Below are 25476 nucleotides of genomic sequence, written 5' to 3' on the forward strand. Positions count from 1 at the left end.
GACTATACATGTAGTATATCTAATTTAGAAGCCGGTTCGGAGCTTGCCATGCAAACTGCCCTCGTGATCGCCTTGTCACTTCATGTGTTGTCGTCCGTGTTCTGGGCGGGATCAAGCTTTGCGCTGGCCCGCATCGGCGGAGTTGCCGGTGAGCAGCTGGTCTTTCCACAACTCGGCGCGGCGACGATTGCCATCCTAACCGGCGGCTATCTCGGCCATCTCGTTCATTCCCACAGCTTCGGCACGACCGAGCAGGTGCTCGCCGTCGGTGCTGTCTGTGCACTGATCGCGGCCGCTATTCAGGCTGTCATCGGTCCTCGTGCGCTCGCGGCCTTGCGTCGCGGCACCGGCAAGCCGGAGGACCTCCGTGCACGTATCGCCGCCGCCCAACGTGCGGCGGCCGGCCTGCTGGGCATGGCCGCGCTCTGCATGGGCGCCGCGCGCTACATTTGAATGCAGTCCAGGGAGGAGTGTTGAGAGCTCTCTGTTCCCAATGTCAGACCATAGCGCGGCTTCCAGCCGCTTTCGAAGGAAAAGCAATGTCCAAGATGATTCTGGTCAACCTGCCGGTACGCGATCTCGCCGCATCGACAGCGTTCTACGTAGCCCTGGGTGGCGCGGTGAATCCTCAATTCTCCGGAGCAAATTCGACGTCGCTCATGTTCACGGACGCGATCGGCGTGATGCTGCTGACCCACGACCGGTATCGTGAATTCACCAGCCGCGAGATCGGCGACGCGCGGCGCCACAGCCAGGCTATGTTCGCTCTCACGGTCGACGACCGCGATGCCGTCGATGCAACGCTGGCGCGCGCGGTGGCTGCGGGCGGTCGCGCCGATCCCAATCCGGCGCAGGATCTCGGCTTCATGTACAACCGACACATTGAAGACCCCGATGGCTATGTTTGGGAGATGGTGTGGATGAACCCGTCGACAAACGCTTGATCGCAGCCGATCGAACCGGGCCCCAAGCCTAGCTCGCCTGCTTCCGTGACGCCACGAACACGCCGGCCAGCACCAGCGCGAAGCCGATGAAGTGGAACGCCTGCGGGTGCTCGCCCAGAAACGCCATTGCCATGATCGAGCCGAACACCGGCACGACATGGAAGAACGGCGCGGCGCGGTTGGCGCCGATCAGGCGGACACCGCGATTGAAGCAGAGATAGGCGAGCGTCGAGGGGAATACCGCGACATAGAAGAGGGTCAGGAGGTTCGGCCCGTCGAGCTTCATCCCGGGACGCGCGGACAACTCCCAGATCTCCAGCGGAATGAGACAGGCAGCACCGCAGCCGAACGTGAAGGCGAGGAACGACAGGCCGTGCATCGGCGGCCGCTTCAAGGTCAGCACCGAATAGAGCGCGAAGATGATCAGCGCGACGACAAAGATGAGGTCGCCCTTGTTGAAGTCGATGTTCGACAGCGTGGTGAAGTCGCCATGCAGCAGGATGATCAGCACGCCGCACATCGACAGCAGCACGCCGAAGGCCTGCGCTACGGTGAGGCGGACGCCGAGGATGGCGAGCGACCACAGCGCCACGACCAGCGGCGCGGCGGATTGCAAGAGGAGAGTGTTGAGCGCCTGCGTATGCTCCAGCGCCCAATATTGCAGCGTGTTGAAGGCGCCGATGCCGGTGATCGAGAGCGTGACCATCAGGCCGAGCTTGCCGCGGATCGCGGGCCAGTCCTGCGCAAGGTGTTTCCAGGCGAACGGCAGCACCAGCAGGAAGGCGAAGAACCAGCGCAGGAACGACAGCGTCACCGGCGGGATGTGACCGGCGGCGAGCCGGCCGACGATGGCATTGCCCGCCCAGCACAGCGCGGTGATGCTGAGCAGCAGATAGGGCTGGTTGGCGATCCAGTTGTGGCCGGACGTGGCGGCGCCGGTGGTCTCGTCGGTGGCGGACATTGGATTGTTGTGGCCCCGCGTCATGCGCCAAGCCTCCAGCCCGGTGGCACCCGGGCCGGTTCAAACCCGGCCCCGTTCAAAGACACGGAAATCGAGGTTGCATCAACGGGGGCCGGATGCATCGCGACCATGCAGCGGCGGAAGCAGCCTCTCACGCTTTGGTCGAAGCATTGCACCCGCCGCGAAGGTTTCTGGATTTTCAGGGGATATCAAAGGCTTGGAGTGCGCTCGCGGCCTCGAAAAAGTCCCGTTCTTGCTTGCCTAGAGAGGCTGCATCCTTTATCCGGTTGGCTGCCTCGCGTTCGAGCGGCCCCGGCCGTGATTGGGCTGGGCGCATCTGACAGATTGCATAGGGATTACCCGCGAATGGCCAATGTTGTCGTCGTCGGCGCCCAGTGGGGCGACGAAGGAAAGGGCAAGATCGTCGACTGGTTGTCGGAGCAGGCGGACATCGTCGTCCGTTTCCAGGGCGGCCATAACGCCGGCCACACGCTGGTGATCAACGGCAAGACCTACAAGCTGGCGCTGCTGCCCTCGGGCGTGCTGCGCGAGCAGAAGCTGTCGGTGATCGGCAACGGCGTCGTGTTCGATCCCGCCGCCTTCCTCGACGAGGTCACCAAGCTGCGGTCGCAGGGCGTCGCGGTCGGCCCGGACAATCTGCGGGTCGCCGAGAACGTCACCCTGATCCTGCCGCTGCACCGCGAACTCGACGCGCATCGCGAATCCGCCAATGCGGCGACCGCGATCGGCACCACCCGCCGTGGCATTGGCCCGGCCTACGAGGATAAGGTCGGCCGCCGCGCCATCCGCCTGATGGACCTCGCCGATCTCGACACCCTGCCGCACAAGATCGACCGGCTGCTGGCGCATCACAACGCATTGCGCCGCGGCCTCGGCCTGCCGGAGTTCGACGGCAAGGAGATCATGAAGGAATTGACCGCGCTCGCGCCGCAGCTCCTGCCCTATGCCGAGACGGTGTGGCGGCTGCTCGACATCAAGCGGCGCGAGGGCAAGCGCATGTTGTTCGAAGGCGCGCAAGGCGCCCTGCTCGACGTCGATCACGGCACCTACCCTTACGTCACCTCGTCCAACACGGTGGCGGCGCAGGCGGCGACCGGCTCGGGCCTCGGCCCCGCCGCGGTCGGCTATGTGCTCGGCCTCTGCAAGGCCTATACGACCCGCGTCGGCCAGGGCCCATTCCCGACCGAGCAGGACAACGAGACCGGCCGCAAGATCGGCGAGCGCGGCCGCGAGTTCGGCACCAATACCGGGCGGCCCCGCCGTTGCGGCTGGTTCGATGCGGTTCTGGTTCGCCAGGCGGTCCGGACCTGCGGCATCAACGGTCTGGCGCTGACCAAGCTCGACATCCTCGACGGCTTCGATTCGATCGAGGTCTGCACCGGCTACAGGCTGGACGGCAAGGAGATCGATCATTTCCCGGCGGGCGAAGGCGCCCAGGCCCGGGTCGAGCCGATCTACGAGACCATCGAGGGCTGGAAGGAGCCGACCGCCAATGCGCGGTCCTGGGCCCAGCTGCCGGCCCAGGCGATCAAATATGTCCGCCGGATCGAGGAATTGGTGGGGTGCCCGGTGGCGCTGCTTTCCACCAGCCCCGAACGCGAGGATACTATCCTGGTACAAAATCCGTTTGAGGCTTAACGATCTCTTACCGGGACGCGCGTATAATTGAGTAGAAATGGCTGATTACTACCCGCTGATCGCCCGCGCTATTGCCGCCCTGGACCCCAACGCTCCCGGCGAGAGCCGTCGCGCGCTCTATGAGCGGGCGCGCACGGCGCTGATCGCGCAGCTCCGCAGCGTGCAGCCGCCGCTCTCGGAATCCGAGATCACCCGCGAGCGCCTCTCGCTGGAAGAGGCCGTCCGCAAGGTCGAATCAGAGGCGGCCCAGCGTGCCCGCGAGGCCTCGCGCCCCGCTGGCGGCGCCCGCAGCAGCGGCAGCGGCGACGCCTTCCGCCGCGCCAGCACCCGCGCCACCGAGGGCAACTCGCCCGCGCCGCAAACGGCTGCCCCGCCGCGCACCCGTCCGGCTCCGCCGCCGCCGCGGGCTGACCGGCCCTCCTTCAATGTCGATGACCAGGGCGACGCCCCGCGTGCGCCGCGGGCCCCGCGTTTCGACGCGCCGCGGCAGCCGGGTCCGCCGGCCCCGTCGTCGATGCCGGAGCCTCCGCCGGTCGGACGTGATCGCGCTGGTGGGCGCCGTCCGCCGGACATGGGACCGCCACCGCCGCTGCCGCCCGCACCGGGCGTGCGCGGCTTCCGCGACATCACGGCGGACGCCAACGAGCTCGGCGGCGCCGCCGCGCAGGCCAACCGCGCGGCGCGCCGCACCTACGCCAACGTGCCCTCGCCCTCGCCGGAATTCGACCGGCTCGAGCCGAGCCTGGAGAATCGCGGCGCCGGAGCCGACGCGCCGTATTCCTACGACGAATCGATCGAGGAAGCTGAGCGCTACGCGCCGCCGTCGCAGCCGCCGTCGCAACGTCCGCACATCCCCGTTCTCGACCGCGAACCCAAGAAGAAGCGCGCCCGCACCGGCCGCGCCTTTCCGTTCAAGAGCGCGATCGCCGTCGGCATCGTGCTGATCCTGGTCGGTGCCGGCATCCTGTGGGGCAAGCAGCTGGTCCAGACCGCGACCAACCTGTTGAAGTCTTCGCCGACGCAGGTGGTGGAGGCGCCCAAGGATTCGTCTCAGCCGCAGAGCAAGCCCAAGATTCCGGATCGCGTCGGCCAGCCCTCGGCCAGCGACCAGCCGGTCGCGCCGGTGGCGCAGAAAGTCGTGCTCTACGACGAGGATCCATCCGATCCGAAGGGCAAGCAATATGTCGGCTCGGTGGTGTGGCGGCTCGAGCCGATCAAGGCGTCGGGCAACCAGAAGGCCGACGTCGCCGTGCGCGCCGACATCGAGATTCCCGACCGCAAGTTCAAGATGACGATGTCGTTCCGCCGCAACACCGACTCCTCGCTGCCGGCGAGCCACACCGCGGAGCTGACCTTCGTCCTGCCGCCGGACTTTCCGGGCGGCGGCGTTTCCAACGTGCCGGGCATCCTGATGAAGTCGAACGAGCAGGCACGCGGCACGCCGCTCGCAGGCCTCGCGGTCAAGGTCACCGACGGCTTCTTCCTGGTCGGCCTCTCCAACGTCGATGCCGACCGCAGCCGCAACGTCCAGCTGCTGAAGGAGCGCTCCTGGTTCGACGTGCCCTTGGTCTACGCCAACCAGCGCCGCGCCATCATCGCCATCGAGAAGGGCGCTCCCGGCGAGCGCGCCTTCAACGACGCCTTCGCGCAGTGGGGCGACTAGATCTCTACTCCGTGAGACCTCGGCCTGCATGGTTCGAGACGCCAGCCTTGGCGGGCTCCTCACCATGAGGGTTTGATATCTCGCCGCGAAACGAGACCTCATCCTGAGGGCCCGCCCCTTGGGCGGGCCCTCAGGATGGCCGCAGATACGCTCTCTCTATTGCGCGGCTGCTTCCCGCTTGCGCGATCCTGTCGCGGCGGCGTGCTCGCGGTCCATCACGGCGCGACAGCCCGGGCTGACCTGAGCCTTCTTCTGCACCATGCAGGCCCTGATCCTGGGGATGTCGGGGATCTCACTGGAGCACAGCCGCATCGCATCGCCCGAGCACATCTGCTGCGCTTCGGACGAGAACGCGAAGCTTGGCGATGTCGGGATTGCGATGGCGGTGGTGGCGAGGGCGAAGAGAGTTGCGATCGTCTGATTGCGTGTCATGTAGAATGCGTCCCCGAGTTCCGTGGGCTTGAGCCACTTGGTTTTGGGGCGCCGCACGCGGCTTGACCTGCCGCATGTCTCAGCCATCACGCCGGGACCTCAATCCCGCATGTGGTTGCTCGATCTCTGGTGATGTTCGAATCGAAAAGTGCTGCGCCGCCCGAGCCAAGTATGCGCCATTGTTGCGCGACCGCAATGGCAGGCAAAAAGGAATTCGCAATTGTTGCGCGCACGTCACGCACAACGCGACTCGTGTGCGATCAGATCAACCGATCGGAGGATACGCTCGCTTGTTCCACATCGCTTGCGCCAAGCGCTGCATGCTCTTCGACCGCCGTAACGCCCTTTGCCGTGAGCTCGAACAGATCTCCGTCCTTCATCACATAACCGTCGGCGATCAGCTCGCCTATCTTGCCGTGCCGGTCGTCGGCAAAGGCGATGGATTGGCTGATGTCCCTGAGGATCGAGAGCTGTTCGTCGCGCAACATGGCTTCACTCTCCGTTCGCCGGGGATGGTTCCGGTCCTCACATGCCGTGGCTCTGAAAGACCTTGCTGCAAGACCGCGACAGTTTGGTCCGGTTGGCTTGCAGGCAGGCCTGCACCGCACCGTCATTGCCGAGGTCCTTGCGGCAGAAGCGCGAGGCGTCCCGCGAACAGGCCTGCTGCTCCTGCGGCGAACCCATATGGCCTTGTGCGAGAGCGGGCGCGTTCGACAGGCCGCTCACGGCCGTCAGTGCGATCGTCGCCAGGAAGAACAGTTTGCGGGACATCGGCGGCTCCAAATCTGAGAGGTGAATTTCAAGTCCGTCGCTATGCCGCTTGTTCCCAGCGCAGAGCCCGCACCCCCGCTATTCAAGGTTCCCGCGGCGCTGCTATAGTAAGGTGAAGGATGAGGGTGCCTGATGAAACGCTATCTCGTGTTTGCGCTGGTCGGCCCGTTCGTGGGCGGGTTCCTGCTGCTGCTGACGACGACCTATCAGTCCGGCTATTGGACCCAGACCAGTCTCGCTGAGGTCGGCAAGCTGTTCGCGGTGTTCTTCAAATCCTTGCAATACAGTTATCTGTTCGGCTTCCTGCCCTCGCTGATGATCGGTGCGGTCGACGATATCCTGGTCCACGTCCGCCGGATCGGCCCGGTGCTGCGGATGCTGCTGGTCGGCGTGTTCGCCTTCATCCTGGCCTCGCTGACCTACAGCTCGCGCGGGCCGGACTCGGGCGCGGTGCAGTTCATCCTGTACGGCCTCGTCGGGTTCGTGCCGGCGGTGATTTCATCCTGGCTCGTGCATAAATATGTCGCGGAGCCGCAGCCGGCGGCGGCACAGACTTGAGGGCGCGACCTTCGATCACGCCGCAGCAACCTCCGCCGCGCTGGCGCGTTCCCTACAGGCCATGACCATGTCCGATGACGATATTCTTGCTCCGCGTCGATCCCGTTCGGGAAGCCGCTCGGGTGCGGCCTCTTCGGGCACCGACGGGCGTGGGCCGATCATCGATCAGGACGGTCACGAGATCCGGCCCGAAACGCTGGGGCAGGGCTTTCGCGAATTTCGCTTCGAGTTCGGGAAGGACAGTCCCTTCGCCGGCAACCCGTTTGGCAATCTAACGCGCGAGCAGCGGATCGCGCGGATCGAGGCGATCGCAAAGCTGCTCGACGTCGCCTTCGTGCTGCCCGGAACCAACATCGGCTATGGCATCGATGGGTTGATCGGGTTGATCCCCGTCGTCGGCGACATCATCACCACCGCGATCTCGCTCTGGCTGGTGCAAGAGGCGAGGGCGCTCGGGGCGCCCTGGTACATCACCGCGCGCATGCTCGGAAATGTCGCCCTCGACGGCGTCGTCGGTATCGTCCCGTTCGCGGGCGACGCATTCGACGTCATGTTCCGTGCCAACATGCGCAACGTGCGCCTGCTCCGCCGCTGGCTCGACAAGCAGCCTCGCATCTGACACGCCCCAAAACGCAAAAAGCGCGACGGCCTTTCGGGCCATCGCGCTTTCAGCGCACATCGGAGCGCGTGACGAAAACTTACGCCGCGTCGGCAGCGTCGGTGCTGGCTTCCACCGGCTTGCGGTGGCGGGGCAGCGGGAAGGCTTCGCTCTCATAGAGCGACCGGATGCCGTTCTGGTCGAAGCGCGCTTCTTCGACTTGGAGATAGGCGCCGTTCAGCGAATCCGTCGGCAACTGCTCCATCGCGAACTGGACGGCTTCGGCCGCGGTGCCGAACCGGCGATAGGTGAAGCCTGCACGCTTCTTCTTGCGGATCGCAGCGGGGAAGAGTTCGGCGGAAGTGTTGAAGTTGAACGGACGCAGTGGACGCATGGTCAAAGACCTCGTGATCTCTCTGGGGCTTTAAGCGCGTGGGGTTGGGACGGGCAGAGGCCACGATTGAGTGGGCGCCGCACATGTCATTTTCGTCCTCTAATATAGCCCGTTTTGACAAAATTGCGACCCCCGCGATGCGAGATGATGAATCTGCGCATGGCAGCTCCGCAGCCCGGGAAATTGCAGGAATATCAGCGACTTGAATGGTCTACAGCTTGCCAAGGAGCAGCAGCACGAGCAGCACCACCAGGACGAGGCCGCCGATCCCCATGCCGGAATGACCCATTCCGTAGCCGTAGCCGCCGAAGCGGCCCGACAGGCCGCCGACGAGATAAATGATCACCAGGATGATCAGGATGGTCCCAAGCGTCATGGCATCCTCCCTGGCGGCCGCCGCCACGCCATGGCCAGCCGCACCACCAGGGAAGAAAAGCACATCGCGGCGCCGGGTTCCATGACGGAACTCGGCGCCGCGCAAGGTTTATTTGGGTTCGAGCTTCAGCGCGGCGGAATTGATGCAGTAACGCAAGCCCGTCGGTCCCGGGCCGTCGGGGAAGACATGGCCGAGATGACCGCTGCACTTGGCGCACAGCACCTCGGTACGGATCATGCCGTGGCTGACGTCCCGCTCCTCTTCGATATGGCCCTCGACGGCGGGTTGGGTGAAGCTCGGCCAGCCGCAGCCGGAATCGAACTTCGCGTCGGACTCGAACAGCACGTTGCCGCACCCGGCGCAGGTGTAGGTGCCGGCGCGGTGGTCGTGCTCATATTCGCCGGAGAAGGGACGCTCGGTCGCCTTCTCGCGCAGCACCGCGAATTGCATCGGCGACAACTCGCTGCGCCATTGCTCTTCGCTCTTGATGACCTTGTCGTCCGTGGTTTTCGTCTTGGTGTCGGGCATGGGTCTCCCGTTTTTTCAGTTGGTGGCCTTGCTGGCGCTCACCAGCGTCGGCTTCTCGATATAGTTATCCGCGAACAGCTTTTTCAGGTTCTCGACCTTCGGAAGGTCGTTGTAGGCGATATAGGGCTGGTTCGGGTGCAGGGTCAGATAATCCTGGTGATAGGCCTCCGCCGGATAGAATGCCTCCAGCGCGCCGACCTTGGTCGCGATCGGCTTGCTGAAGACCTTGGCGCCGTTGAGCTGGGCGATATAGGCCTCGGCCACCTTCTTCTGTTCGTCGGACGTGGTGAAGATCGCCGAGCGATATTGCGGACCGGTGTCGGGGCCCTGCCGGTTGAGCTGGGTCGGGTCGTGCGCCACCGAGAAGTAGATCTGCAGGATCTTGCCGTAGGAGATCTTCTTGGGGTCGTATTTGATCTCGACGGATTCCGCGTGGCCGGTCCGGCCGCTCGAGACGGTCTGGTAGTCGGCCGTCGCCTTGGTGCCGCCGGCGTAGCCGGAGACCGCGTTGACGACGCCCGCGGTGTGCTGGAACACGCCCTGCACGCCCCAGAAGCAGCCGCCGGCGATCACGGCGGTCTGGATCCCGCTTGCGGGGGCCACATCAACGGCAGGAGCGGGGATCACGACCGCATCCTCTGCGGCCCGGGTCGGCGCGGCAAAGGCCAGCGTCAGTGCGGTGGTTGCGGCGAGCAGGGACAGGACGGCAGGTCGGCGCATGGCGATCCTCTTTCGGAAGGTCTGACAGTCTAGGGCGGTTGGGGCCGGGCGAACAGCCTGCCCGGCATTTTCGGACATTCGAGATACGGGCGGACCGGGCGATTGTTACGGCCGGAGGGACACGAGTCCGTGAAACGCGCCGCCTCCAGCGGCCCGGCTTGGCGACGACCGGAACTCCGCGCTAGATGAACCGGCGCGATCGGTGATCGACTTAAGAGAATCGTGGCTGGAGCTGACCTGACAACATGCTGCGCGTGGCATCCCTGACCCTCGTCGTCGTGCTCGCCATCCTGGCCGGCTGGAGCTCGCTCGCGGCGGCCGAACCGCAACCCGGCGACGACCTCGCCATTTGCCGCGACCGCCAGGCGGATGCACAGGCGAGGGCGCAGGCCTGCGACAAGCTGCTCAACGCCGACCGGCTCACCGGCAAGGACAAGGCCATCGCGCTCTCCGTGCGCGGTAACACACTGCTCAACAAGCGCGACTACGGCCACGCCATCGAGACCTTGTCCATGGCCGTCGACCTCGATCCCGACAACGTCGTCACGCTCAATTTGCGCGGCCTCGCCTATGAGCGGACGGGCCAGGACGATCATGCGATGGCGGACTACGACCTCGCGCTCCAGAAGCGCCCGACCTACGGTGTCCCCTACAACAACCGCGGCGTCATCCAGTTGCGCCGGGGTGCGCTGCAAAGCGCGCTCGACGATTTCAACCTGTCGATCAAATACGCGCCCAGGTTCCTGCTCGGCTACACCAACCGCGCCCGCGTGCGCACGCTGATGCAGGATTTTGACGGCGCGATTGCCGATTTCGCGGAGGCCGAGAAGATCGAACCGGCCGCGCAGCAGATCACCGGCAACCGCTGCATCACCTACGGCATGATGGGCAAGTTCGACCAGGCCTTCGCCGACTGCAACGGCCTAATCGAGAAGCAGCCGAAGAACACGTACGCGATCAACAATCGCGCCGACGTCAACATGTTGAAGGGCGATTTCGACGCCGCGCTGAAGGACTACAACACGGCCATCCAGATCAACCCGAACAACGTCCGGGCACATTCAGGTCGCGGCCAGATCTACGAGCGCAAGAAGGATCTCGCCCAGGCCCGTGCCGACTATCGTGCGGCGGCCTATTCGCTGACGAAGTTCGACGAGCTCGACGTCGCGCGCGCCCGCGCGATCGCGCAGGAGCGATTGGCCGCGCTGACCCCGCAGGCACCGGCCGGATCCACGGGGCGCCGTGTGGCGCTGGTGATCGGGAACGGCGCCTACAAGAACGTCCACGCCTTGCCCAATCCGCCACGCGACTCGAAAATGATCGCAGCCGCGCTGCGCGATGTCGGCTTCCAGACCGTGATATCCGTCAGCGACCTCACCCGCGACAAGTTCTTCGAAGCGTTGCAGACGTTTGCCGCCGAGGCGGAGAAGGCGGATTGGGCGGTGGTCTATTATGCCGGCCACGGGTTCGAGATCGGCGGCGTGAATTATCTCGTTCCCGTCGACGCCAAGCTCGCCGCCGACAGGGACGCCGAGACCCAGGCGGTCGCGCTGGAGCAGGTGATCGCGGCGGTGGGCGCTGCGCGAAAAGTGCGTCTGGTGATGCTGGATGCCTGTCGCGACAATCCGTTCGCGCCGACCATGCAGCGCACGCTGTCGCTCAAGCTCGTGGACAAGGGCTTTTCCAACATCGAGCCGGGCGCCGGCTTCATGGTGGTCTACGCCGCCAAGCACGGCGAGACCGCGATGGATGGCGACGGCGGCGCCGACAGCCCGTTCGCCACCGCGCTCGCTCGCGAGATCAAGATGCCGCGCGTCGAGATCCGAAAACTGTTCGACATCGTTCGCGACGATGTCTGGCTTGTGACCAAGCACGAGCAGCAGCCGTTTTCCTACGGCTCGCCGCCGGGGCGCGAGGATTTTTATTTCGTCGCGGGGAAGTGACTTCGTAGCCCGGGTGGAGCGCAGCGAAATCCGGGAATCACGATCGCGGAGCTAACCCCGGATTACGCTGCGCTCCATCCGGACTACCGCAGTTTCAAACCACGATGCTCAGCCGCTTCGCCGCCCGCGTGATGCCCGTGTACAGCCACCTCGCCCGGCTCTCCTGAAACGCAAAGCTCTCGTCGAACAGCACGACGTCGTCCCATTGCGAGCCCTGCGACTTGTGCACGGTCAGCACGTAGCCGTAGTCGAACTCGTCATAGGGCTTGCGCTGCTCCCAGGCGATCGCCTCGACGCCGCCCTCGAAGCAATCGGCGCGCACCGAGACCTTGGTCACCTTGTGGCCGAGATCCTCGTCCGGCGACAGTCTCATGCTGAGAATGCGGGATTTCGAGCGCGAGGTGTTGCGCGACTTCACGCGCCACAGCCCGCCGTTGAACAGGCCCTTCTTGCGGTTGTTGCGCAGGCAGACCAGCTTGTCGCCGGCGACGGGGAAGATGTCCTCGATGTTCTGGCGCTGGCGCACCCGCATGTTGTACGCGCGTCGCGTGTTGTTGCGGCCGACCAGCACCTGGTCGGCGGCCATGACGCGATCAGGGTCGAGCTCCTTGCGCGACACCACCTCGCTCTCGCCGTAGCGGCCGATGTCGAGCTCGCGGCCCTCGCGGACGTCCATCGACATCCGCACGATCGGATCGTCCTGGGCCTGGCGGTGCACCTCGGTCAGCATCGCGTCGGGCTCGGTATTGGTGAAGAAGCCGCCGCCCTGGATCGGCGGCAGCTGCGCGGGATCGCCCAGCACCAGCAGCGGGCAGTCGAACGACATCAGGTCGCGGCCCAGTTCGGCATCGACCATCGAGCATTCGTCGATCACGATCAGCTTGGCCTTGGAGGCCGGGGCGTCGTCCCACAGCTCGAAGCTGGGCTGCTCCTCACCGGATTCGCGGGTGCGGTAGATCAGCGAATGGATGGTGGAGGCTTCGTCGCACCCCTTGTTGCGCATGACCAGCGCCGCCTTGCCGGTGAAGGCGGCGAACTTCACCTCGCCGTCGACGCCGTCGGCGATGTGCCGCGCCAGCGTGGTCTTGCCGGTGCCGGCATAGCCGAACAGGCGGAACACCGGCGGCGTGCCGTTGCGGCCGGGTTTGGCCTTGAGCCAGTCGCCAACGGCCTTGAGCGCGGCATCCTGATGCGGGGTGAATGTGGCCATGTCTGTCTTGAGGAGGGGGCGAAAACGGAGCGATTCGCCAGCCCCAAAACTAACCATTCGCACCGCTGGTTCAAGCCGGGCGGGGCGCCCTATTGCCAGCCGGGAACGCCGCGCATGTCGGGCAGATGGTGGGCGATGCCCTTGTGGCAGTCGATGCAGGTCTTTTCCTTGGTGAACAGGAAGCGCTGGTGCGCGACCGAGGCGCGCGGCGACTGCTTGGTGATGTCCATGGAATCGGCGCTGTGGCAGTTCCGGCATTCCAGCGAATCGTTGGACTTGAAGCGCGCCCATTCATGCGCCGCCAGTTCGAGCCGGTGATCCTGGAATTTCTCGCGGGTGTCGATCGTGCCGAAGATCTTGCCCCAGACCTCCTTGGAGGCCTGCATCTTGCGGGCGATCTTGTCGGTCCAGTTGTGCGGCACGTGGCAATCCGGACAGGTCGCGCGCACGCCGGAGCGGTTGGCGAAATGGATGGTCGACTTCAGCTCGGCGAAGACGTTGTCCTTCATCTCGTGGCAGCCGGTGCAAAATTTTTCGGTGTTGGTCAATTCCAGCGCGGTGTTGAAGCCGCCCCAGAAGATCACGCCGGCCATGAAGCCCGCCAGCACCAGCACGCCGAGCCCGAACACCGAGCTCGGACGGATCAGCACCTGCCAGAGCTCGCGCGCGAAGTCCCAGCTTCGCGCGACGAAGCCGCGTCTGGCCTTCAGTCCCTCGCCGGGTTCATCAGCGGTCGTCGTCATCGGCGGCCACCGGGGCTTGCGCGCGACAGCAGCGTGTCGATGTCGGTGAAGTCGTTGCTGACGGGCGGATTGGCGGTGTTCTGCGGCACGTGGCATTCCGTGCAGAAGAAGCGGCGCGGCGAGATCGAAGCCAGAAACTGGCCGTCGCGGTCCATGAAGTGGGTGATCGAGACCATCGGCGCCTGCGATTCCGCGATGCGCGCCCGCGCATGGCAGGACAGGCACTTGTTGCCGTTGAGGTCGATCTGATAGCCGTCGATCGTGTGCGGGATCACCGGCGGCTGCTCCGGATAGTTGCGCACGGGTTGGCCGATCCTGTTCACGCCCATGTACTTCATCGCGATCTGGGCGTCTCATTTCCCGAACGGCGGCTGGTCCCGCAGCTGGCCACCGGTGCTGCCGAATTTCCCCCTGACCCATCTCTGGTTCATCTATGTGCTGCTGGAGCTTTATGTCGTCGTGCTGCTGCTGCGCGGCGCATTTGTCTGGCTAGATGCGTCAGGCAGGTGGCGAGCGGTGATTGACCGCGTCTTCGCCGGGATCATGAAAAGTCCGCTGGCCCCCCTTGTTCTGGCAATCCCGATCGGCGCCGCCTTCTGCCTCGACCAACGCTGGATCAACGTGACGGGCGTGAGGACGCCGGATCAATCGCTCGTCACCAACGCGCAGGCCTGGATTGGCTTCGGCACCGCCTTCGCGATCGGCTGGCTGCTGCATCGGCAGATCGATCTGCTGCGACTGATTGAGCGGCGCTGGCTCCCGCATCTTCTGCTCGCAATCACTCTGATCCTGATCAGTTTCGTGCTGGTTGGGGCGATGACGTCCGCGCCGGGGGCACTGAAACTGCCTTTCGGCTTCGCCACGCTCCGGCTTGTCTCCGTGATCCTGTATGCGCCGGCGATATGGATTTCGACCTTTGCGGTCATCGGCCTCGCGCTCCGCTTCATGTCCGGCTTCAGCCCGACCTGGCGCTATCTCGCCGATGCATCCTACTGGGTCTATCTGATCCACCTGCCGATCGTGATGGCGCTGCAGGTCGCGCTGTCGCAGCTCGACTGGCCCGGTCTGATCAAGTTCGGTGTTCTTCTCGTCGTCGCGCTTCCTCCGATGCTGGCGAGCTATCATCTGCTGGTGCGCTTCACCTTCATCGGCGTGGTCCTGAATGGCCGCCGCGCCGAAAAGCACCTTCTCCCGCAAGGCGGAATTGCGACTGCGTAGACAGCGCCGCCCCGCCCATTAAGATGCCCGCAACAAAAACATAAGCGGCAAGAAAATTTGCAAGAAAACTTGCAACAAAACCTGGGAGAGACGGCGTCATGAAGTTCGGCATCTTCTATGAGCTGCAACTGCCACGGCCGTGGGTGGCCGGCGACGAGCTCAGCCTCTATCAGAACGCGCTGTCGCAGATGGAACTCGCAGACAGCCTCGGCTACGACCACGCCTGGGTTGTCGAGCATCACTTCCTCGAAGAATACTCGCATTCGCCCTCGCCGGAATCGTTTCTCGCAGCCGCGAGCCAGCGCACCAAGAACATCCGGCTCGGCCACGGCATCCTCCAGCTCACGACCAACCACCCCGCACGTGTCGCCGAGCGCGTCGCGGTGCTCGATCTGCTCTCCAACGGCCGCTGCGAATTCGGCATGGGCGAGAGCGCCTCCATCACCGAGCTCACGCCGTTCGGCCGCGACATGGAGACCAAGAAAGAGGTGTTCGAGGAGGCCGTCGCCGCGATCTTCCCGATGTTCAAGGACGCAGGAAGCGAGCACCACGGCAAATATTTCGACATCCCGTTGCGCAACGTCGTGCCAAAACCGGTGCAGAAGCCGCATCCGCCATTGTGGATGGCCTGCTCGCAGCTGCCGACCATCGAGCGCGCCGGCCGCCAGGGCTTTGGTGCGCTCGGCTTCCAGTTCGTCAGCGCAGACGCCGCGCACGCCTGGGTGCACGCCTATTACAACGCCATGACCAAGCGTCTCGCCAAGCTCGCCGACTACGAGATCAACCCGAACATGGCGCTGGTGTCGTTCTTCATGTGCGCAAAGACGGACGAGGAGGCGCGTGCGCGCGCCGACGGCGCCACCTTCTTCCAGTTCGCGCTACGCTTCTACGGCGCGTCGCAGAATCGCCAGCGTCCGGCGCCCTATACCGTCAACATGTGGGACGAGTACAACAAGTGGAAACGCGACAATCCCGAGGCGCAGGAGGCTGCGCTGCGCGGCGGACTGATCGGCTCGCCCGAGACGATCCGCAGGAAGCTAAAGCGCTTCCAGGGCTCGCATATCGACCAGGTCATCCTGCTGAACCAGGCGGGCAAGAACAGCCACGAGCACATCTGCGAATCGCTGGAGCTGTTCGGCCGCGAGGTGATGCCGGAATTCCAGAACGATCCCGCGCAGGCGGCCTGGAAGCAGGGCGTCATGAGCGGCGAGATCAAGCTCGAGGAGATCGACACGCAGGCGTTCACCGACCGCTATGGCAAGCTCGCGATCAACGTTCCGCCGGCGAAGGCGGCGGCGGGGTAGGGTCTTTCGCCGCTGCGGCCGGCTGAGTTTATTTGGATTGGGTTTTCGTCTGGATGTTCTGAACGGCTCCGCCCGCCGGAGTCCACTGCACGCGGCCATCCAAAGCGGAGAAGTTTAGACCACCGCCGGTCCCGAAGAGAACCATGTGACCCGAGCTGACGGAGTCCACAGCGAGCGTCGCACGGGGAAGTTTTGCAGCATTGTACATCGTCAAGGACGCATCCTGATGATCGTTCAGGGACAGCACTGCCCGCTGACCCTGCTCCGTATCGAGGAGCGACACCGAAGGTACGCCATCCTGGCGAAGCCCGATGCTGAGACGCACCTTCTCGCGGCTATCCAAGAGCGAGATGTGCGGCGTTCCGTCGGAAGTGGATGAGATCAAGGCGACGATTTTGCCGGTGCCATTTCGTAAGGCAATTGTTTCCACAGACAGGGTCTTGGCCTTGACTGTATCGGCATTAGCGGTCGCATGCCATTGCGATGAAATGATCGCCGCAGCCGCCAGGATCGTAGCCCCAAAACGCTCCAACTCATAGCCTTCAGTGACCGGTCCTGCCGCTGGATATGCGATGCGAGATTTTCAAGCGTGGGTTCGACCTTGAACATAGCTGCGCCTTTGCCTTGGAGTAAGCTTCACATCCGAGCATACCCTGCTGGGTGCGAATTCTGCTAACCTAGCAGGGGGTGCCGGCAAAACACTGTCGAGACAGTCACCTCAGCGGCCGCCCGGAACGTGGTTGCGCTGGCACGATGCAGAGTGCCGCAACTGCCTTGAACGCTCAGTGACCGATATCACTGGCGCTTTGATGGAGCGCATTTGCCGCCGTATATTGCTTCGCGGGGCTTCTCAGTCAGAACCTCTACAGGCAACTCCATCGATGATATCGTATAAGGCCTTCGGCCGCAGCGAGATCCATGGAGTGGTTATGGCGAAACACAGGATCTATACCACCAGCTTCGCAAGCGTTTACCCGCTTTACGTTGCGAAGGCGGAGAAGAAAGGACGTACCAAAGCAGAGGTCGATCAGGTCATCTCCTGGCTGACGGGCTATGGTCAGACGGAATTGGAAGCTCAACTGGAGCAGGGGACGGACTTCGAAACCTTCTTTGCGAAGGCCCCAAAGATCAATCCTTCGCGAACCCTGATCACAGGCGTGGTTTGCGGCGTCCGGGTCGAGGACGTCAAAGAACCCACGATGCGAGAGATCCGCTACCTGGACAAGCTGATCGATGAGCTGGCCAAGGGAAAAGCAATGGACAGGATTCTGCCAAAAGTGCTTCCTGAGCCCCTTCGTCCGCCGGCTCGGCGACGTGGCAGGAGATATCGGGCGACACCCGCCTTCCGCTGCGCGGCCATTGCTGATAAATTTCGTCAAAAGGCGATGGGGAGAAAACGATGCGCCCTCGCGGGACGCCCGCAAATCCGGCAGCTGGGGATGTCACGCCCGCCGTGCTTGCCATCGGTCGCCCGGATTTCCCTGATGTCCTGATCGAGACGTTGCGTCGGCAGGCCGGGGTCGGGCATTGCATGGTGTTCGCGCTGAGCCGCGCGGGCGCCGCACACTGCCTGCTCGATGCCGGCAACATCCCGATCGGCGGCGATCTCGGCGCTGCCTATGCCGGCCAGTTCCACCAATCCGATCCCAACCGCGATGCGCTGTTCGAAGGCGAGGGCCGCGCCACGCTCGTGCTGCCCGCCTTCGCGCCGCGCATGTACGGCGCCCGCTACCGAAAAATGTTCTTTGTGGATTCCGGCATCGTCGACAAATGCGCGACCGCGATCTGGGTCGACGACACCTGCTTCTACGTCAATTTCTATCGCATCGCTGTCCAGGGCCGCTTCAGCGCCCCCCAGCGTGCGCGGCTTCAGGCCATCGCACCGGCCATCAGTGCGAGCGTGGCACGCCATTTCCAGCACGGCTCGGCTGCGACGACCGAGCAGTCTCTCGCCGCGCTCTTCGCGACGCGCGCGCCGCTCGCCAGCCTCACCCCGCGCGAGCAGGACGTTTGCCGGCGCATCCTCTCCGGCTTCAGCTCCGAGGCGATCTCGCAGACGCTCGGCATCAGCCTGCATTCGACGCTAACCTATCGCAAGCGCGCCTATGAGCGGCTCGGCATCTCGTCACAAAGCGAGCTGTTTGCGATCGTGCTGCGCCTGCTCGCCGGCCCGCGCGGCCTGAACTGAAGCTGTCCCAATCGCTGGGGACAGACGGCGCCTCCTGAAGCCGCTAACCTCGGTGGCGAACAGCAATGGAGCGAAGCTTGAGCACCGCGCCGCGCATCGACATCGACCCGGCCGCATTCTGGGCCGATCCATATCCGATGCTGGCAACGATGCGCAAGGAGGCGCCGATCGCCTTCGTGCCGCAGCTCGGCTCGACACTGCTGACGAGCCGCGACGATATCTCGATCTCCGAGAAGCAGATCGACGTGTTCTCCTCGCACCAGCCCGCGGGCCTGATGAACCGGCTGATGGGCCACAACATGATGCGCAAGGACGGCGAGGCGCATCAGGTCGAGCGCCGCGCGATGTTTCCAACGGTGTCGCCGAAGACGGTGAAGGCGCACTGGGCCGCGCTGTTCCAGGCCCATGCCGACCGCATCATCGAAGCGATCGAGCCCGGGCGGATCGATTTCATGCGCGACTTCGCGTTGCCGTTCTCCGGCGAATGCCTGAAGTCGATCACCGGCCTCACCAATATCGGCTTTGCGGACATGGACGCCTGGTCACAGGGCATGATCGAGGGCATCGCCAATTACAGCGGCGACGCGGCCGTCGAGGCGCGTTGCCATGCAGCGACGTCGGGCATCGATGCCGCGATCGACGACATCCTGCCGGTGATGCGCAAGCATCCCGACCAGAGTATCCTCGGCGTGCTCCTCGCGTCCGGCATGGCGATGGAGAGCGTGCGCGCCAACGTCAAGCTCGCGATCTCCGGCGGCCAGAACGAGCCGCGCAAGGCGATCGCCGGCACGGTGTGGGCGCTGCTGACCCATCCCGACCAGCTCGATCTCGTGCGCAAGGGCGAGGTGACGTGGCTCCAGGCCTTCGAGGAATATGCCCGCTGGATCTCGCCGATCGGCATGTCGCCGCGGCGCATCGCAAAGCCGTGGACGATCCGCGACGTCGCGTTCGAAACCGATGAACGCGTATTCCTCATGTTCGGCTCCGCCAACCGCGACGAGAAGCATTTTGAGCGCGCCGACCAGTTCGACGTGCGGCGTGATACGGCCAAGAGCGTCGCGTTCGGCGCCGGTCCGCATTTCTGCGCCGGCGCCTGGGCCTCGCGCGCCATGATTGCCGACGTCGCACTGCCGACCTTGTTCGCCCGTGCCGGCCGGCTCGAGATCGCCGACGACGAGCCGGTACGGATCGGCGGATGGGCCTTTCGCGGGCTGCAGAATCTACCGGTGAGATGGCTGCATTAGGCCGGCAGGGACCGGTCCATCCGCAACGCCGCCACGATGCCATCCTGCTCCTGTTTTGCCCGACGAGTCAAGGTCAATTTCGGATAAGCGTAAGTCATTGTTTTCGCGCGCCCCGGCTACTGTGCATGGGGTTGTTTTCGCGATTTTTAATTTCTCGGCTCGGTTGCGTGCGTTTTTCACATTCGCGTGCGGAAAAATATCCCCTGCGTTCGCTCCGTGGATCGAAAGATTAATCATGCGCTCCGCCACGTGCGCAGTGCATGCATCGCTATTTTTCCGCGCGTCTCGACACCTCCGATAAGCCGCCCCATCATTCCCGAGCACGAATGAAGGACGGCCGCACGCGGCCGGGAGTGTCGGATGCAACGTCGGGATTTTCTCAAACTATCCGTTGGAACTGCGGCAGCCGCCGCATTCGTTTCGCACGCCAACGCGCAAGCAACGTCACAAGGCGCGGTGAAGGACATTCGTGTCGGCTACCAGAAGACCGGCGTGCTGGTTATCACGCGTCAGCAGGCCGCCCTGGAAAAGCATTTCGCGCCCCTGGGCATCGACGTGAAATGGGTCGAGTTCTCGTCGGGGCCTCCGATGATGGAGGCAATGAATGTCGGTAGCATCGATTTCGGCGCGGTCGGCGACTCCCCGCCGGTGTTCGCCCAGGCCGCGGGCGCGGCGATCGTCTATGCCGCCGGCCAGCCCATCACCAGCGGGCAGGGCATCCTGGTGCCGAAGGATTCGCCGATCCGCGGCATCGCCGACTTGAAAGGCAAGCGCGTCGGCTTCACCAAGGGCTCCAGCGCCCACAACATCGTGGTGCAGACGCTCGAGAAAGCCGGCCTGACCTATGCCGATATCACGCCGGTCTATCTGACGCCGCCGGATGCCGGGCCTGCCTTTGCCAATGGCAGCATCGAGGCCTGGGCGATCTGGGATCCGTATTTCGCGATCGGCGAGACCAAGCAGGGCGGCCGCATCCTGATCAATGCGCGCGAAGTCACCAAGACCAATTCCTTCTTCATCGCCAACCGCGAATTCGCCAGGAATCACGGCGCCATCCTGCAGCAGATCATCGATGTGACGACCGCGGCTGGTCAATGGGCCGAACAGCACCGCGACGAGGTCGCCAAATCGCTCGCCGCGGTCACCGGCGTTCCACTGGACATCCAGACCGTCGCCGCCAATCGCGCGAATTTCGTGGTCGGCCCGGTCACCGACGACATCGTCACGACCCAGCAGGGCGTCGCCGACCGCTTCCACAAGCTCGGCCTGATCCCGAAGCCGATCGTGATCCGCGACATCGTCTGGCGCAACCCGGCAGCCTGATCGTGCCAACCAGCCTTCCCATTCAAAAGGGTTTGAACATGAGGCGTATCATCCAGCGTCTGATCGCAGCCATCGTGCTGTCGATCGGCATCGTCGCCGCCGCGGTCGGCACCTCCTACGGACAGGACAAGGTCGTCCGCATCGGCTACCAGAAATACGGCAAGCTGGTGCTGCTCAAGAGCAAGGGCACGCTGGAGCCGAAGTTAGCTGCCGACGGCTACAAGGTGGTGTGGACCGAATTCCCCTCCGGCCCGCCGCTTCTCGAGGCGCTCAATATCGGCGCGATCGATTTCGGCAACACCGGCGAAGCCCCGCCGATCTTCGCGCAAGCCGCCGGCGCGCCGATCCAGTATGTCGCCTACGAGCCGCCGGCGCCGAAGGGCGAGGCGATCCTGGTGCCAAAAGACAGCCCGCTGAAATCGGTCGCCGACCTCAAAGGCAAGAAGGTCGCGCTCAACAAGGGCTCCAATGTCCACTACCTCCTGGTCAAGGCGCTGGAGAAAGCCGGCGTCAAATATTCCGAGATCGAGCCGGTGTTTCTCGCACCAGCCGATGCGCGCGCCGCTTTCGAGCGCGGCGCGGTCGATGCGTGGGTGATCTGGGATCCGTTCCAGGCCGCCGCGGAAGCCGCGACCGGCGCCCGCACGCTCGCCGACGGCACCGGCATCGTCGCCAACTACCAGTTCTATTTCTCCTCGAAGAAATTCCTCGAAACCAATCCGAGGATCGTCGACGCCGTGCTGGCCGAGCTGAGCGCGGTCGATGACTGGGCCAAGGGCGACATCCACGCAGTTGCCGAGCAGCTGGCGCCGTCCATCGGCCTGTCAGTCCCGGTGGTCGAGGTCGCGCTGAAGCGGCAATCCTACGGCATCAAGCCGCTGACCGATGCCGTCATCGCCAATCAGCAGCAGGTTGCGGACGCGTTCTTCGCGCTCAACCTGATTCCCAAATCCATCAAGATTTCCGACGTGGCCCGGAAGCCAGGATCATGAGCAAACAAATGAGCAAGCAAGCGAACGCCAACATCCTCTGGTTCCTGCCGACCCATGGCGACGGCCGCTATCTCGGCACCGGCATCGGCGGCCGCGAGGTCAATTTCAACTATCTGCGCCAGATCGCGCAGGCCGCCGACCAGCTCGGCTATTTCGGCGTGCTGCTGCCGACCGGGCGGTCTTGCGAGGATTCCTGGATCGTCGCCTCCTCGGTCGCGCCGTTCACCGAGCGGCTGCGCTATCTCGTGGCGGTCAAGCCCGGCCTGCAATCGCCGAGCGTGGCCGCGCGCATGACCGCGACGCTGGACCGCATCACCAACGGCCGGCTCCTGGTCAACGTCGTCACCGGCGGCGATCCCGTCGAGAACAAGGGCGACGGCATCTTCCTCGCCCATGACGAGCGCTACGAGGTCACCCGCGAGTTCCTCAACGTCTATGGCGAGCTGCTCGCCGGCAAGACCGTCAATGTCGAGGGCAAGCACATCCATGTCGAAGGCGGCAAGCTGCTGTTTCCGCCGGTTCAGTCGCCGCGTCCGCCGCTCTATTTCGGCGGTTCGTCGGATGCCGGTATCGACGTCGCCGTCGACACCGTCGACAAATATCTCACCTGGGGCGAGCCGCCGGCCTTAGTCGCCGAGAAGATCGCGAGGGTGAGGGAGGTCGCAGCAACTCGCGGTCGAAAACTATCCTTCGGCATCCGGCTCCACGTGATTGTCCGCGAGACCAATGACGCGGCCTGGCGTGCGGCGAATGAGCTGATCAAGCACGTCAGCGACGAAACCATTGCGACCGCGCAGAAGAACTTTGCGCGGATGGATTCGGTTGGCCAGCAGCGCATGGCGCAGCTTCACGGCGGCAAGCGCGACAAGCTCGAGATCGCGCCGAACCTGTGGGCCGGTGTCGGCCTCGTGCGCGGCGGCGCTGGCACGGCGCTGGTCGGCGACGCCCAGACGGTCGCGGCCCGCATTCGGGAGTATCAGGACATCGGCATCGATACCTTCATCATGTCGGGCTACCCGCATCTGGAAGAAGCCTATCGTTTCGCCGAGCTGGTGTTTCCGCTGCTCTCGCTGGAGCAGCCCAGCAACGTGACCAGGCTGCACTTCAACGGTGGTCCTTTTGGTGAAACGGTCGGCAGCGACTTCCGTCCGCAACAGAAGGTGTCGCAGTCATGAGTCTGATCGACAGCGTTTCACTTCCCCGCAGTTTGCGCCTGCCGCGCGTCGACGGCCTGATCCAGTGGATCGTGCCGCTCGCCATCATTGCGATCTGGCAGGTCGCCAGCGTCACCGGCTTCGTGCCGACGCGGGTGCTGCCGGCGCCGAGCGACGTGTTGCTTGCGGGCTGGAAGCTGCTGCTCTCCGGCGAGCTCGTTCGCAACATCTGGGTCTCGTTCTGGCGCGCCTCGATCGGCTTCCTGATCGGCGGCAGCATCGGCTTTGCCTTCGGCCTCGCCAATGGCCTGTCGCAGCTGTCGTCAAAGCTCACCGACACCACGCTGCAGATGGTGCGCAACGTGCCGCATCTGGCGCTGATCCCGCTGGTCATCCTGTGGTTCGGCATCGACGAGAGCGCGAAGCTGTTTTTGGTCGCGCTCGGCGTGTTCTTCCCGATCTACCTCAACACGCTGCACGGCATCCGCACCGTCGACCCGCAGCTGATCGAGATGGGGCGGATCTACGGCATGAGCGACGGCGAGCTGTTCCGCCGCGTGATCTTCCCGGGCGCGCTGCCCTCGATCTTCGTCGGCATCCGCTTCGCCCTCGGCATCATGTGGTTGACCCTGATCGTCGCGGAGACCATCGCGGCGTCCTCGGGGCTCGGCTACATGGCGATGCAGGCGCGCGAGTTCATGCTGATCGACGTCGTGGTGCTCTCGATCCTGATCTACGCGCTGCTCGGCAAGCTCGCCGACAGCGCCTCCCGCGTGCTGGAGCGCCTGACGCTCTCCTGGCACCCCGCTTATTGGAAACGCTGAGCAGACATACTGGGAATCACATGCAGACAGCCCTTCGTACCTCCCTTCCGGACACCGAACTCGCCAGCCGGGCCAATTTCGCGCCTCACGCCCGCGTCGTGCGCGAGGAGCGCCCGGTGCAGACCTCTGGCCTGCCGCTCAGCATCTGCGGCCTGCGCAAATCCTACGGCGACAACGAGGTGCTGCGTGGCATCGACCTGCAGATCCCCGCCGGCCAGTTCGTCGCCATCGTGGGCAAGAGCGGCTGCGGCAAGAGCACGCTGCTGCGCCTCATCGCCGGCCTGGAGAAGTTCGAAGCCGGCAGCATCTCGCTGGGCGACGCGGTGAAGCCCGAGGATATCCGCGTGATGTTCCAGGAGCCTCGGCTGTTGCCCTGGGCCCGCGTTCTCTCCAATGTCGAGGTCGGCCTTGGCCGCGATCGTCCATCCAGTGATGCGCATACACGCGCCGATAAGGCGTTGACCGAAGTCGGACTGACCGACAAGCGCGACCAGTGGCCCTCGGTGCTGTCGGGCGGCCAGAAGCAGCGCGTGGCGCTTGCCCGCGCGCTGGTCTCGCGCCCCCGCGTGCTCGCCTTCGACGAGCCGCTTGGCGCGCTGGACGCGTTGACCCGCATCTCGATGCAACGGTTGCTGGAGCGCGTCTGGCGCGACCAGGGCTTTACCGCGATCCTGGTGACCCACGATGTCGCCGAGGCGGTCGCGCTGGCCGACCGGGTGCTGGTGATCGAGGAAGGGCGGATCGCCCATGACGTCGTGGTTAACACGGCCCGGCCCCGCCAACGCGGTTCGGCCGAGCTCGCGGGTCTCGAAGGCTCGATCCTGAGCCACCTTTTGTCGGCGGACGATCGTACCTAGATAGACAGGGACCCCGCTTGGGGACGAAGCCATGAATGTAGTGCCCCGCGATCTCATGACCGAAAATGCCGTCTCCTCCGCCGATTTCCGCGGCGCCATGCGCCACCTTACCGGCGGCGTCAGCGTCATCACCGCCGGACGGGGCAAGGACATCACCGGCATGACCGTCACCTCGGTCAGCTCGTTCTCGGTCGATCCGCCGACGCTGATCGTCAGCATCAACCGCGACGCCTCCTCCTTCCCGCTGATCCGGCGCCACGGCGCCTTCGGCGTGAACATCCTCGCGGCCGATCAGCTCGACATCGCCGAGCGCTTTGCCGGCAAGGGCGGGCTCAAGGGTGCCGATCGTTTCGCGGGCGCCAGATGGGTGACGGCGGTCTCGGGTGTTCCGCTGCTGGTTGGCGCATTGTCCGCCGTCGATTGCGAGGTCGAAGAGATCTTCGAGCGCCATTCGCACGGGATCATCATCGGGCGTGTCAGAGACGTCAGGAATTCGACCCGCAACGCTGCGCTGGCCTATTGGCACGGCCAGTACGTGGCGGTGGATCAGGACGAAGACGCACTCCGGCTTGCGGACGTCAGCGTTCCCACCCAGGTACGGCGCGGCATTTGATCGCCGCCGGCGACAGGCCGTGCAGGCTGGCGTTTTCCTCCTCATCGCTCTAGAAGCGCTGCCTGAGCCTCCCGCCGGGACAGCAATGGAGCGCAATGATGAAACGCGTCGCGACCTGGGCCTTCTATGCGGTCGGCGCGCTCGCGATCGCCTATCTCGCGCTCTATGCCTATGCGATGTTCAGCGGCCATCCGATCGTGCCGGGCGACCCCATCCAGATCTTCCGCAGGCCGGATGCGCCGAGCTATTCGTGAGGTTT

General features: G+C 64.5%; 29 protein-coding genes and 2 pseudogenes. 19 read left to right on the forward strand and 12 right to left on the reverse strand.

Annotation, left to right across the window (positions count from 1 at the left end):
- The first annotated feature begins 48 nt into the window (after window positions 1-48).
- Together IVB50_RS01730 and IVB50_RS01735 are read left to right on the forward strand one after the other, a co-directional pair.
- On the forward strand, window positions 49-453 hold the full coding sequence (locus tag IVB50_RS01730) for a hypothetical protein (RefSeq protein ID WP_018453852.1): 405 nt from the start codon (window positions 49-51) through the stop codon (window positions 451-453).
- An 86-nt stretch (window positions 454-539) separates the two neighbouring features.
- Window positions 540-944, forward strand: a complete 405-nt coding sequence (locus tag IVB50_RS01735; RefSeq protein ID WP_018453853.1) for a VOC family protein — start codon at window positions 540-542, stop codon at window positions 942-944.
- Window positions 945-972: 28 nt separating this feature from the next.
- Here the strand turns inward: IVB50_RS01735 and IVB50_RS01740 are convergent, their stop codons facing one another.
- Window positions 973-1905 (reverse strand): DMT family transporter, encoded by a 933-nt coding sequence (locus IVB50_RS01740; RefSeq protein WP_018453854.1) that lies wholly within the window; start codon window positions 1903-1905, stop codon window positions 973-975.
- A 366-nt stretch (window positions 1906-2271) separates the two neighbouring features.
- Here IVB50_RS01740 and IVB50_RS01745 point away from each other — a divergent pair, with 366 nt between their 5' ends.
- Entirely contained in the window at window positions 2272-3564 is a 1293-nt protein-coding gene (locus IVB50_RS01745; protein WP_247294066.1) for an adenylosuccinate synthase, read from the forward strand.
- Window positions 3565-3601: 37 nt separating this feature from the next.
- Window positions 3602-5227, forward strand: coding sequence for a hypothetical protein (locus IVB50_RS01750; RefSeq protein WP_018453856.1), 1626 nt, complete (start codon window positions 3602-3604; stop codon window positions 5225-5227).
- Window positions 5228-5383: 156 nt separating this feature from the next.
- On the opposite strand, the gene IVB50_RS01755 is transcribed toward IVB50_RS01750, so the two are convergent.
- The 3 genes from IVB50_RS01755 to IVB50_RS01765 all read right to left on the reverse strand — a co-directional run bounded on the left by IVB50_RS01755 (window position 5384) and on the right by IVB50_RS01765 (window position 6430).
- A complete protein-coding gene (locus tag IVB50_RS01755) occupies window positions 5384-5659 on the reverse strand; it encodes a hypothetical protein (protein ID WP_051112961.1) in 276 nt (91 codons plus the stop codon).
- Between the two features lie 260 nt (window positions 5660-5919).
- The gene (locus tag IVB50_RS01760) at window positions 5920-6147 is read right to left on the reverse strand and encodes a hypothetical protein (RefSeq protein ID WP_018453858.1); all 228 of its coding nucleotides are present in this window, start codon (window positions 6145-6147) and stop codon (window positions 5920-5922) included.
- Window positions 6148-6184: 37 nt separating this feature from the next.
- A complete protein-coding gene (locus IVB50_RS01765; protein ID WP_026232611.1) occupies window positions 6185-6430 on the reverse strand; it encodes a cysteine rich repeat-containing protein in 246 nt (81 codons plus the stop codon).
- 132 nt (window positions 6431-6562) lie between these two features.
- Between IVB50_RS01765 and IVB50_RS01770 the strand changes: the two genes are divergently transcribed.
- Window positions 6563-6988 (forward strand): DUF5413 family protein, encoded by a 426-nt coding sequence (locus tag IVB50_RS01770; protein ID WP_085349175.1) that lies wholly within the window; start codon window positions 6563-6565, stop codon window positions 6986-6988.
- 61 nt (window positions 6989-7049) lie between these two features.
- Window positions 7050-7607 carry a DUF4112 domain-containing protein gene (locus tag IVB50_RS01775; protein WP_247294068.1) on the forward strand — a complete coding sequence of 186 codons (558 nt, stop codon included), beginning with the start codon at window positions 7050-7052 and terminating at the stop codon, window positions 7605-7607.
- Window positions 7608-7686: 79 nt separating this feature from the next.
- On the opposite strand, the gene IVB50_RS01780 is transcribed toward IVB50_RS01775, so the two are convergent.
- From IVB50_RS01780 to msrA, 4 genes are all read right to left on the reverse strand, one after another.
- On the reverse strand, window positions 7687-7980 hold the full coding sequence (locus tag IVB50_RS01780) for a hypothetical protein (RefSeq protein ID WP_007596188.1): 294 nt from the start codon (window positions 7978-7980) through the stop codon (window positions 7687-7689).
- 211 nt (window positions 7981-8191) lie between these two features.
- On the reverse strand, window positions 8192-8356 hold the full coding sequence (locus IVB50_RS01785; RefSeq protein WP_083926348.1) for a DUF3309 family protein: 165 nt from the start codon (window positions 8354-8356) through the stop codon (window positions 8192-8194).
- Window positions 8357-8464: 108 nt separating this feature from the next.
- Window positions 8465-8884: a peptide-methionine (R)-S-oxide reductase MsrB gene (msrB, locus tag IVB50_RS01790; RefSeq protein ID WP_018453863.1), complete on the reverse strand. Its 420-nt coding sequence runs from the start codon at window positions 8882-8884 to the stop codon at window positions 8465-8467.
- Between the two features lie 15 nt (window positions 8885-8899).
- Window positions 8900-9604 (reverse strand): peptide-methionine (S)-S-oxide reductase MsrA, encoded by a 705-nt coding sequence (gene msrA / locus IVB50_RS01795; protein WP_018453864.1) that lies wholly within the window; start codon window positions 9602-9604, stop codon window positions 8900-8902.
- A 245-nt stretch (window positions 9605-9849) separates the two neighbouring features.
- On the opposite strand from msrA, the gene IVB50_RS01800 reads away from it, so the two are divergent.
- Window positions 9850-11547, forward strand: a complete 1698-nt coding sequence (locus tag IVB50_RS01800) for a caspase family protein (protein ID WP_085359416.1) — start codon at window positions 9850-9852, stop codon at window positions 11545-11547.
- Between the two features lie 94 nt (window positions 11548-11641).
- Here IVB50_RS01800 and IVB50_RS01805 read toward each other — a convergent pair whose 3' ends face one another.
- The 3 genes and pseudogenes from IVB50_RS01805 to IVB50_RS01815 all read right to left on the reverse strand — a co-directional run.
- The gene (locus IVB50_RS01805; RefSeq protein ID WP_018453866.1) at window positions 11642-12757 is read right to left on the reverse strand and encodes an ATP-dependent RecD-like DNA helicase; all 1116 of its coding nucleotides are present in this window, start codon (window positions 12755-12757) and stop codon (window positions 11642-11644) included.
- 89 nt (window positions 12758-12846) lie between these two features.
- Window positions 12847-13500 carry a NapC/NirT family cytochrome c gene (locus IVB50_RS01810; protein WP_018453867.1) on the reverse strand — a complete coding sequence of 218 codons (654 nt, stop codon included), beginning with the start codon at window positions 13498-13500 and terminating at the stop codon, window positions 12847-12849.
- Window positions 13497-13802: pseudogene (locus IVB50_RS01815) on the reverse strand (nitrate reductase cytochrome c-type subunit); the annotation flags it as partial. The gene IVB50_RS01810 and the pseudogene IVB50_RS01815, both read right to left, overlap by 4 nt.
- 25 nt (window positions 13803-13827) lie before the next feature.
- On the opposite strand from IVB50_RS01815, the gene IVB50_RS01820 reads away from it, so the two are divergent.
- On the forward strand, window positions 13828-14718 hold the full coding sequence (locus IVB50_RS01820) for an acyltransferase family protein (RefSeq protein WP_018453869.1): 891 nt from the start codon (window positions 13828-13830) through the stop codon (window positions 14716-14718).
- Window positions 14719-14816: 98 nt separating this feature from the next.
- Window positions 14817-16022 carry an LLM class flavin-dependent oxidoreductase gene (locus IVB50_RS01825; RefSeq protein ID WP_018453870.1) on the forward strand — a complete coding sequence of 402 codons (1206 nt, stop codon included), beginning with the start codon at window positions 14817-14819 and terminating at the stop codon, window positions 16020-16022.
- Window positions 16023-16050: 28 nt separating this feature from the next.
- Here IVB50_RS01825 and IVB50_RS01830 read toward each other — a convergent pair whose 3' ends face one another.
- The gene (locus IVB50_RS01830; protein WP_247294070.1) at window positions 16051-16554 is read right to left on the reverse strand and encodes a hypothetical protein; all 504 of its coding nucleotides are present in this window, start codon (window positions 16552-16554) and stop codon (window positions 16051-16053) included.
- A gap of 397 nt (window positions 16555-16951) precedes the next feature.
- On the opposite strand from IVB50_RS01830, the pseudogene IVB50_RS01835 reads away from it, so the two are divergent.
- The 10 genes and pseudogenes from IVB50_RS01835 to IVB50_RS01880 all read left to right on the forward strand — a co-directional run.
- Window positions 16952-17293 (forward strand): annotated as a pseudogene (locus tag IVB50_RS01835) (DUF2200 domain-containing protein); the annotation flags it as partial.
- Between the two features lie 128 nt (window positions 17294-17421).
- On the forward strand, window positions 17422-18210 hold the full coding sequence (locus IVB50_RS01840) for a helix-turn-helix transcriptional regulator (protein ID WP_026232612.1): 789 nt from the start codon (window positions 17422-17424) through the stop codon (window positions 18208-18210).
- Window positions 18211-18287: 77 nt separating this feature from the next.
- Window positions 18288-19454, forward strand: coding sequence for a cytochrome P450 (locus IVB50_RS01845; RefSeq protein WP_247294072.1), 1167 nt, complete (start codon window positions 18288-18290; stop codon window positions 19452-19454).
- A gap of 360 nt (window positions 19455-19814) precedes the next feature.
- Window positions 19815-20777: a sulfonate ABC transporter substrate-binding protein gene (locus IVB50_RS01850; RefSeq protein ID WP_247294074.1), complete on the forward strand. Its 963-nt coding sequence runs from the start codon at window positions 19815-19817 to the stop codon at window positions 20775-20777.
- Window positions 20778-20815: 38 nt separating this feature from the next.
- A complete protein-coding gene (locus IVB50_RS01855; protein ID WP_018453876.1) occupies window positions 20816-21769 on the forward strand; it encodes a sulfonate ABC transporter substrate-binding protein in 954 nt (317 codons plus the stop codon).
- A gap of 8 nt (window positions 21770-21777) precedes the next feature.
- Window positions 21778-22944 (forward strand): FMNH2-dependent alkanesulfonate monooxygenase, encoded by a 1167-nt coding sequence (gene ssuD, locus IVB50_RS01860; RefSeq protein WP_245288374.1) that lies wholly within the window; start codon window positions 21778-21780, stop codon window positions 22942-22944.
- On the forward strand, window positions 22941-23747 hold the full coding sequence (gene ssuC / locus IVB50_RS01865; RefSeq protein ID WP_018453878.1) for an aliphatic sulfonate ABC transporter permease SsuC: 807 nt from the start codon (window positions 22941-22943) through the stop codon (window positions 23745-23747). The genes ssuD and ssuC overlap by 4 nt, the downstream gene beginning before the upstream one ends.
- Window positions 23748-23767: 20 nt before the next feature.
- Window positions 23768-24604, forward strand: coding sequence for an ATP-binding cassette domain-containing protein (locus IVB50_RS01870; RefSeq protein ID WP_018453879.1), 837 nt, complete (start codon window positions 23768-23770; stop codon window positions 24602-24604).
- Between the two features lie 31 nt (window positions 24605-24635).
- A complete protein-coding gene (locus IVB50_RS01875) occupies window positions 24636-25217 on the forward strand; it encodes a flavin reductase family protein (protein ID WP_026232615.1) in 582 nt (193 codons plus the stop codon).
- A 95-nt stretch (window positions 25218-25312) separates the two neighbouring features.
- Window positions 25313-25471 (forward strand): hypothetical protein, encoded by a 159-nt coding sequence (locus IVB50_RS01880; RefSeq protein ID WP_018453881.1) that lies wholly within the window; start codon window positions 25313-25315, stop codon window positions 25469-25471.
- Window positions 25472-25476: the final 5 nt, after the last annotated feature.

Source organism: Bradyrhizobium sp. 87, assembly GCF_023073015.1.
GTDB lineage: Bacteria > Pseudomonadota > Alphaproteobacteria > Rhizobiales > Xanthobacteraceae > Bradyrhizobium > Bradyrhizobium canariense_D.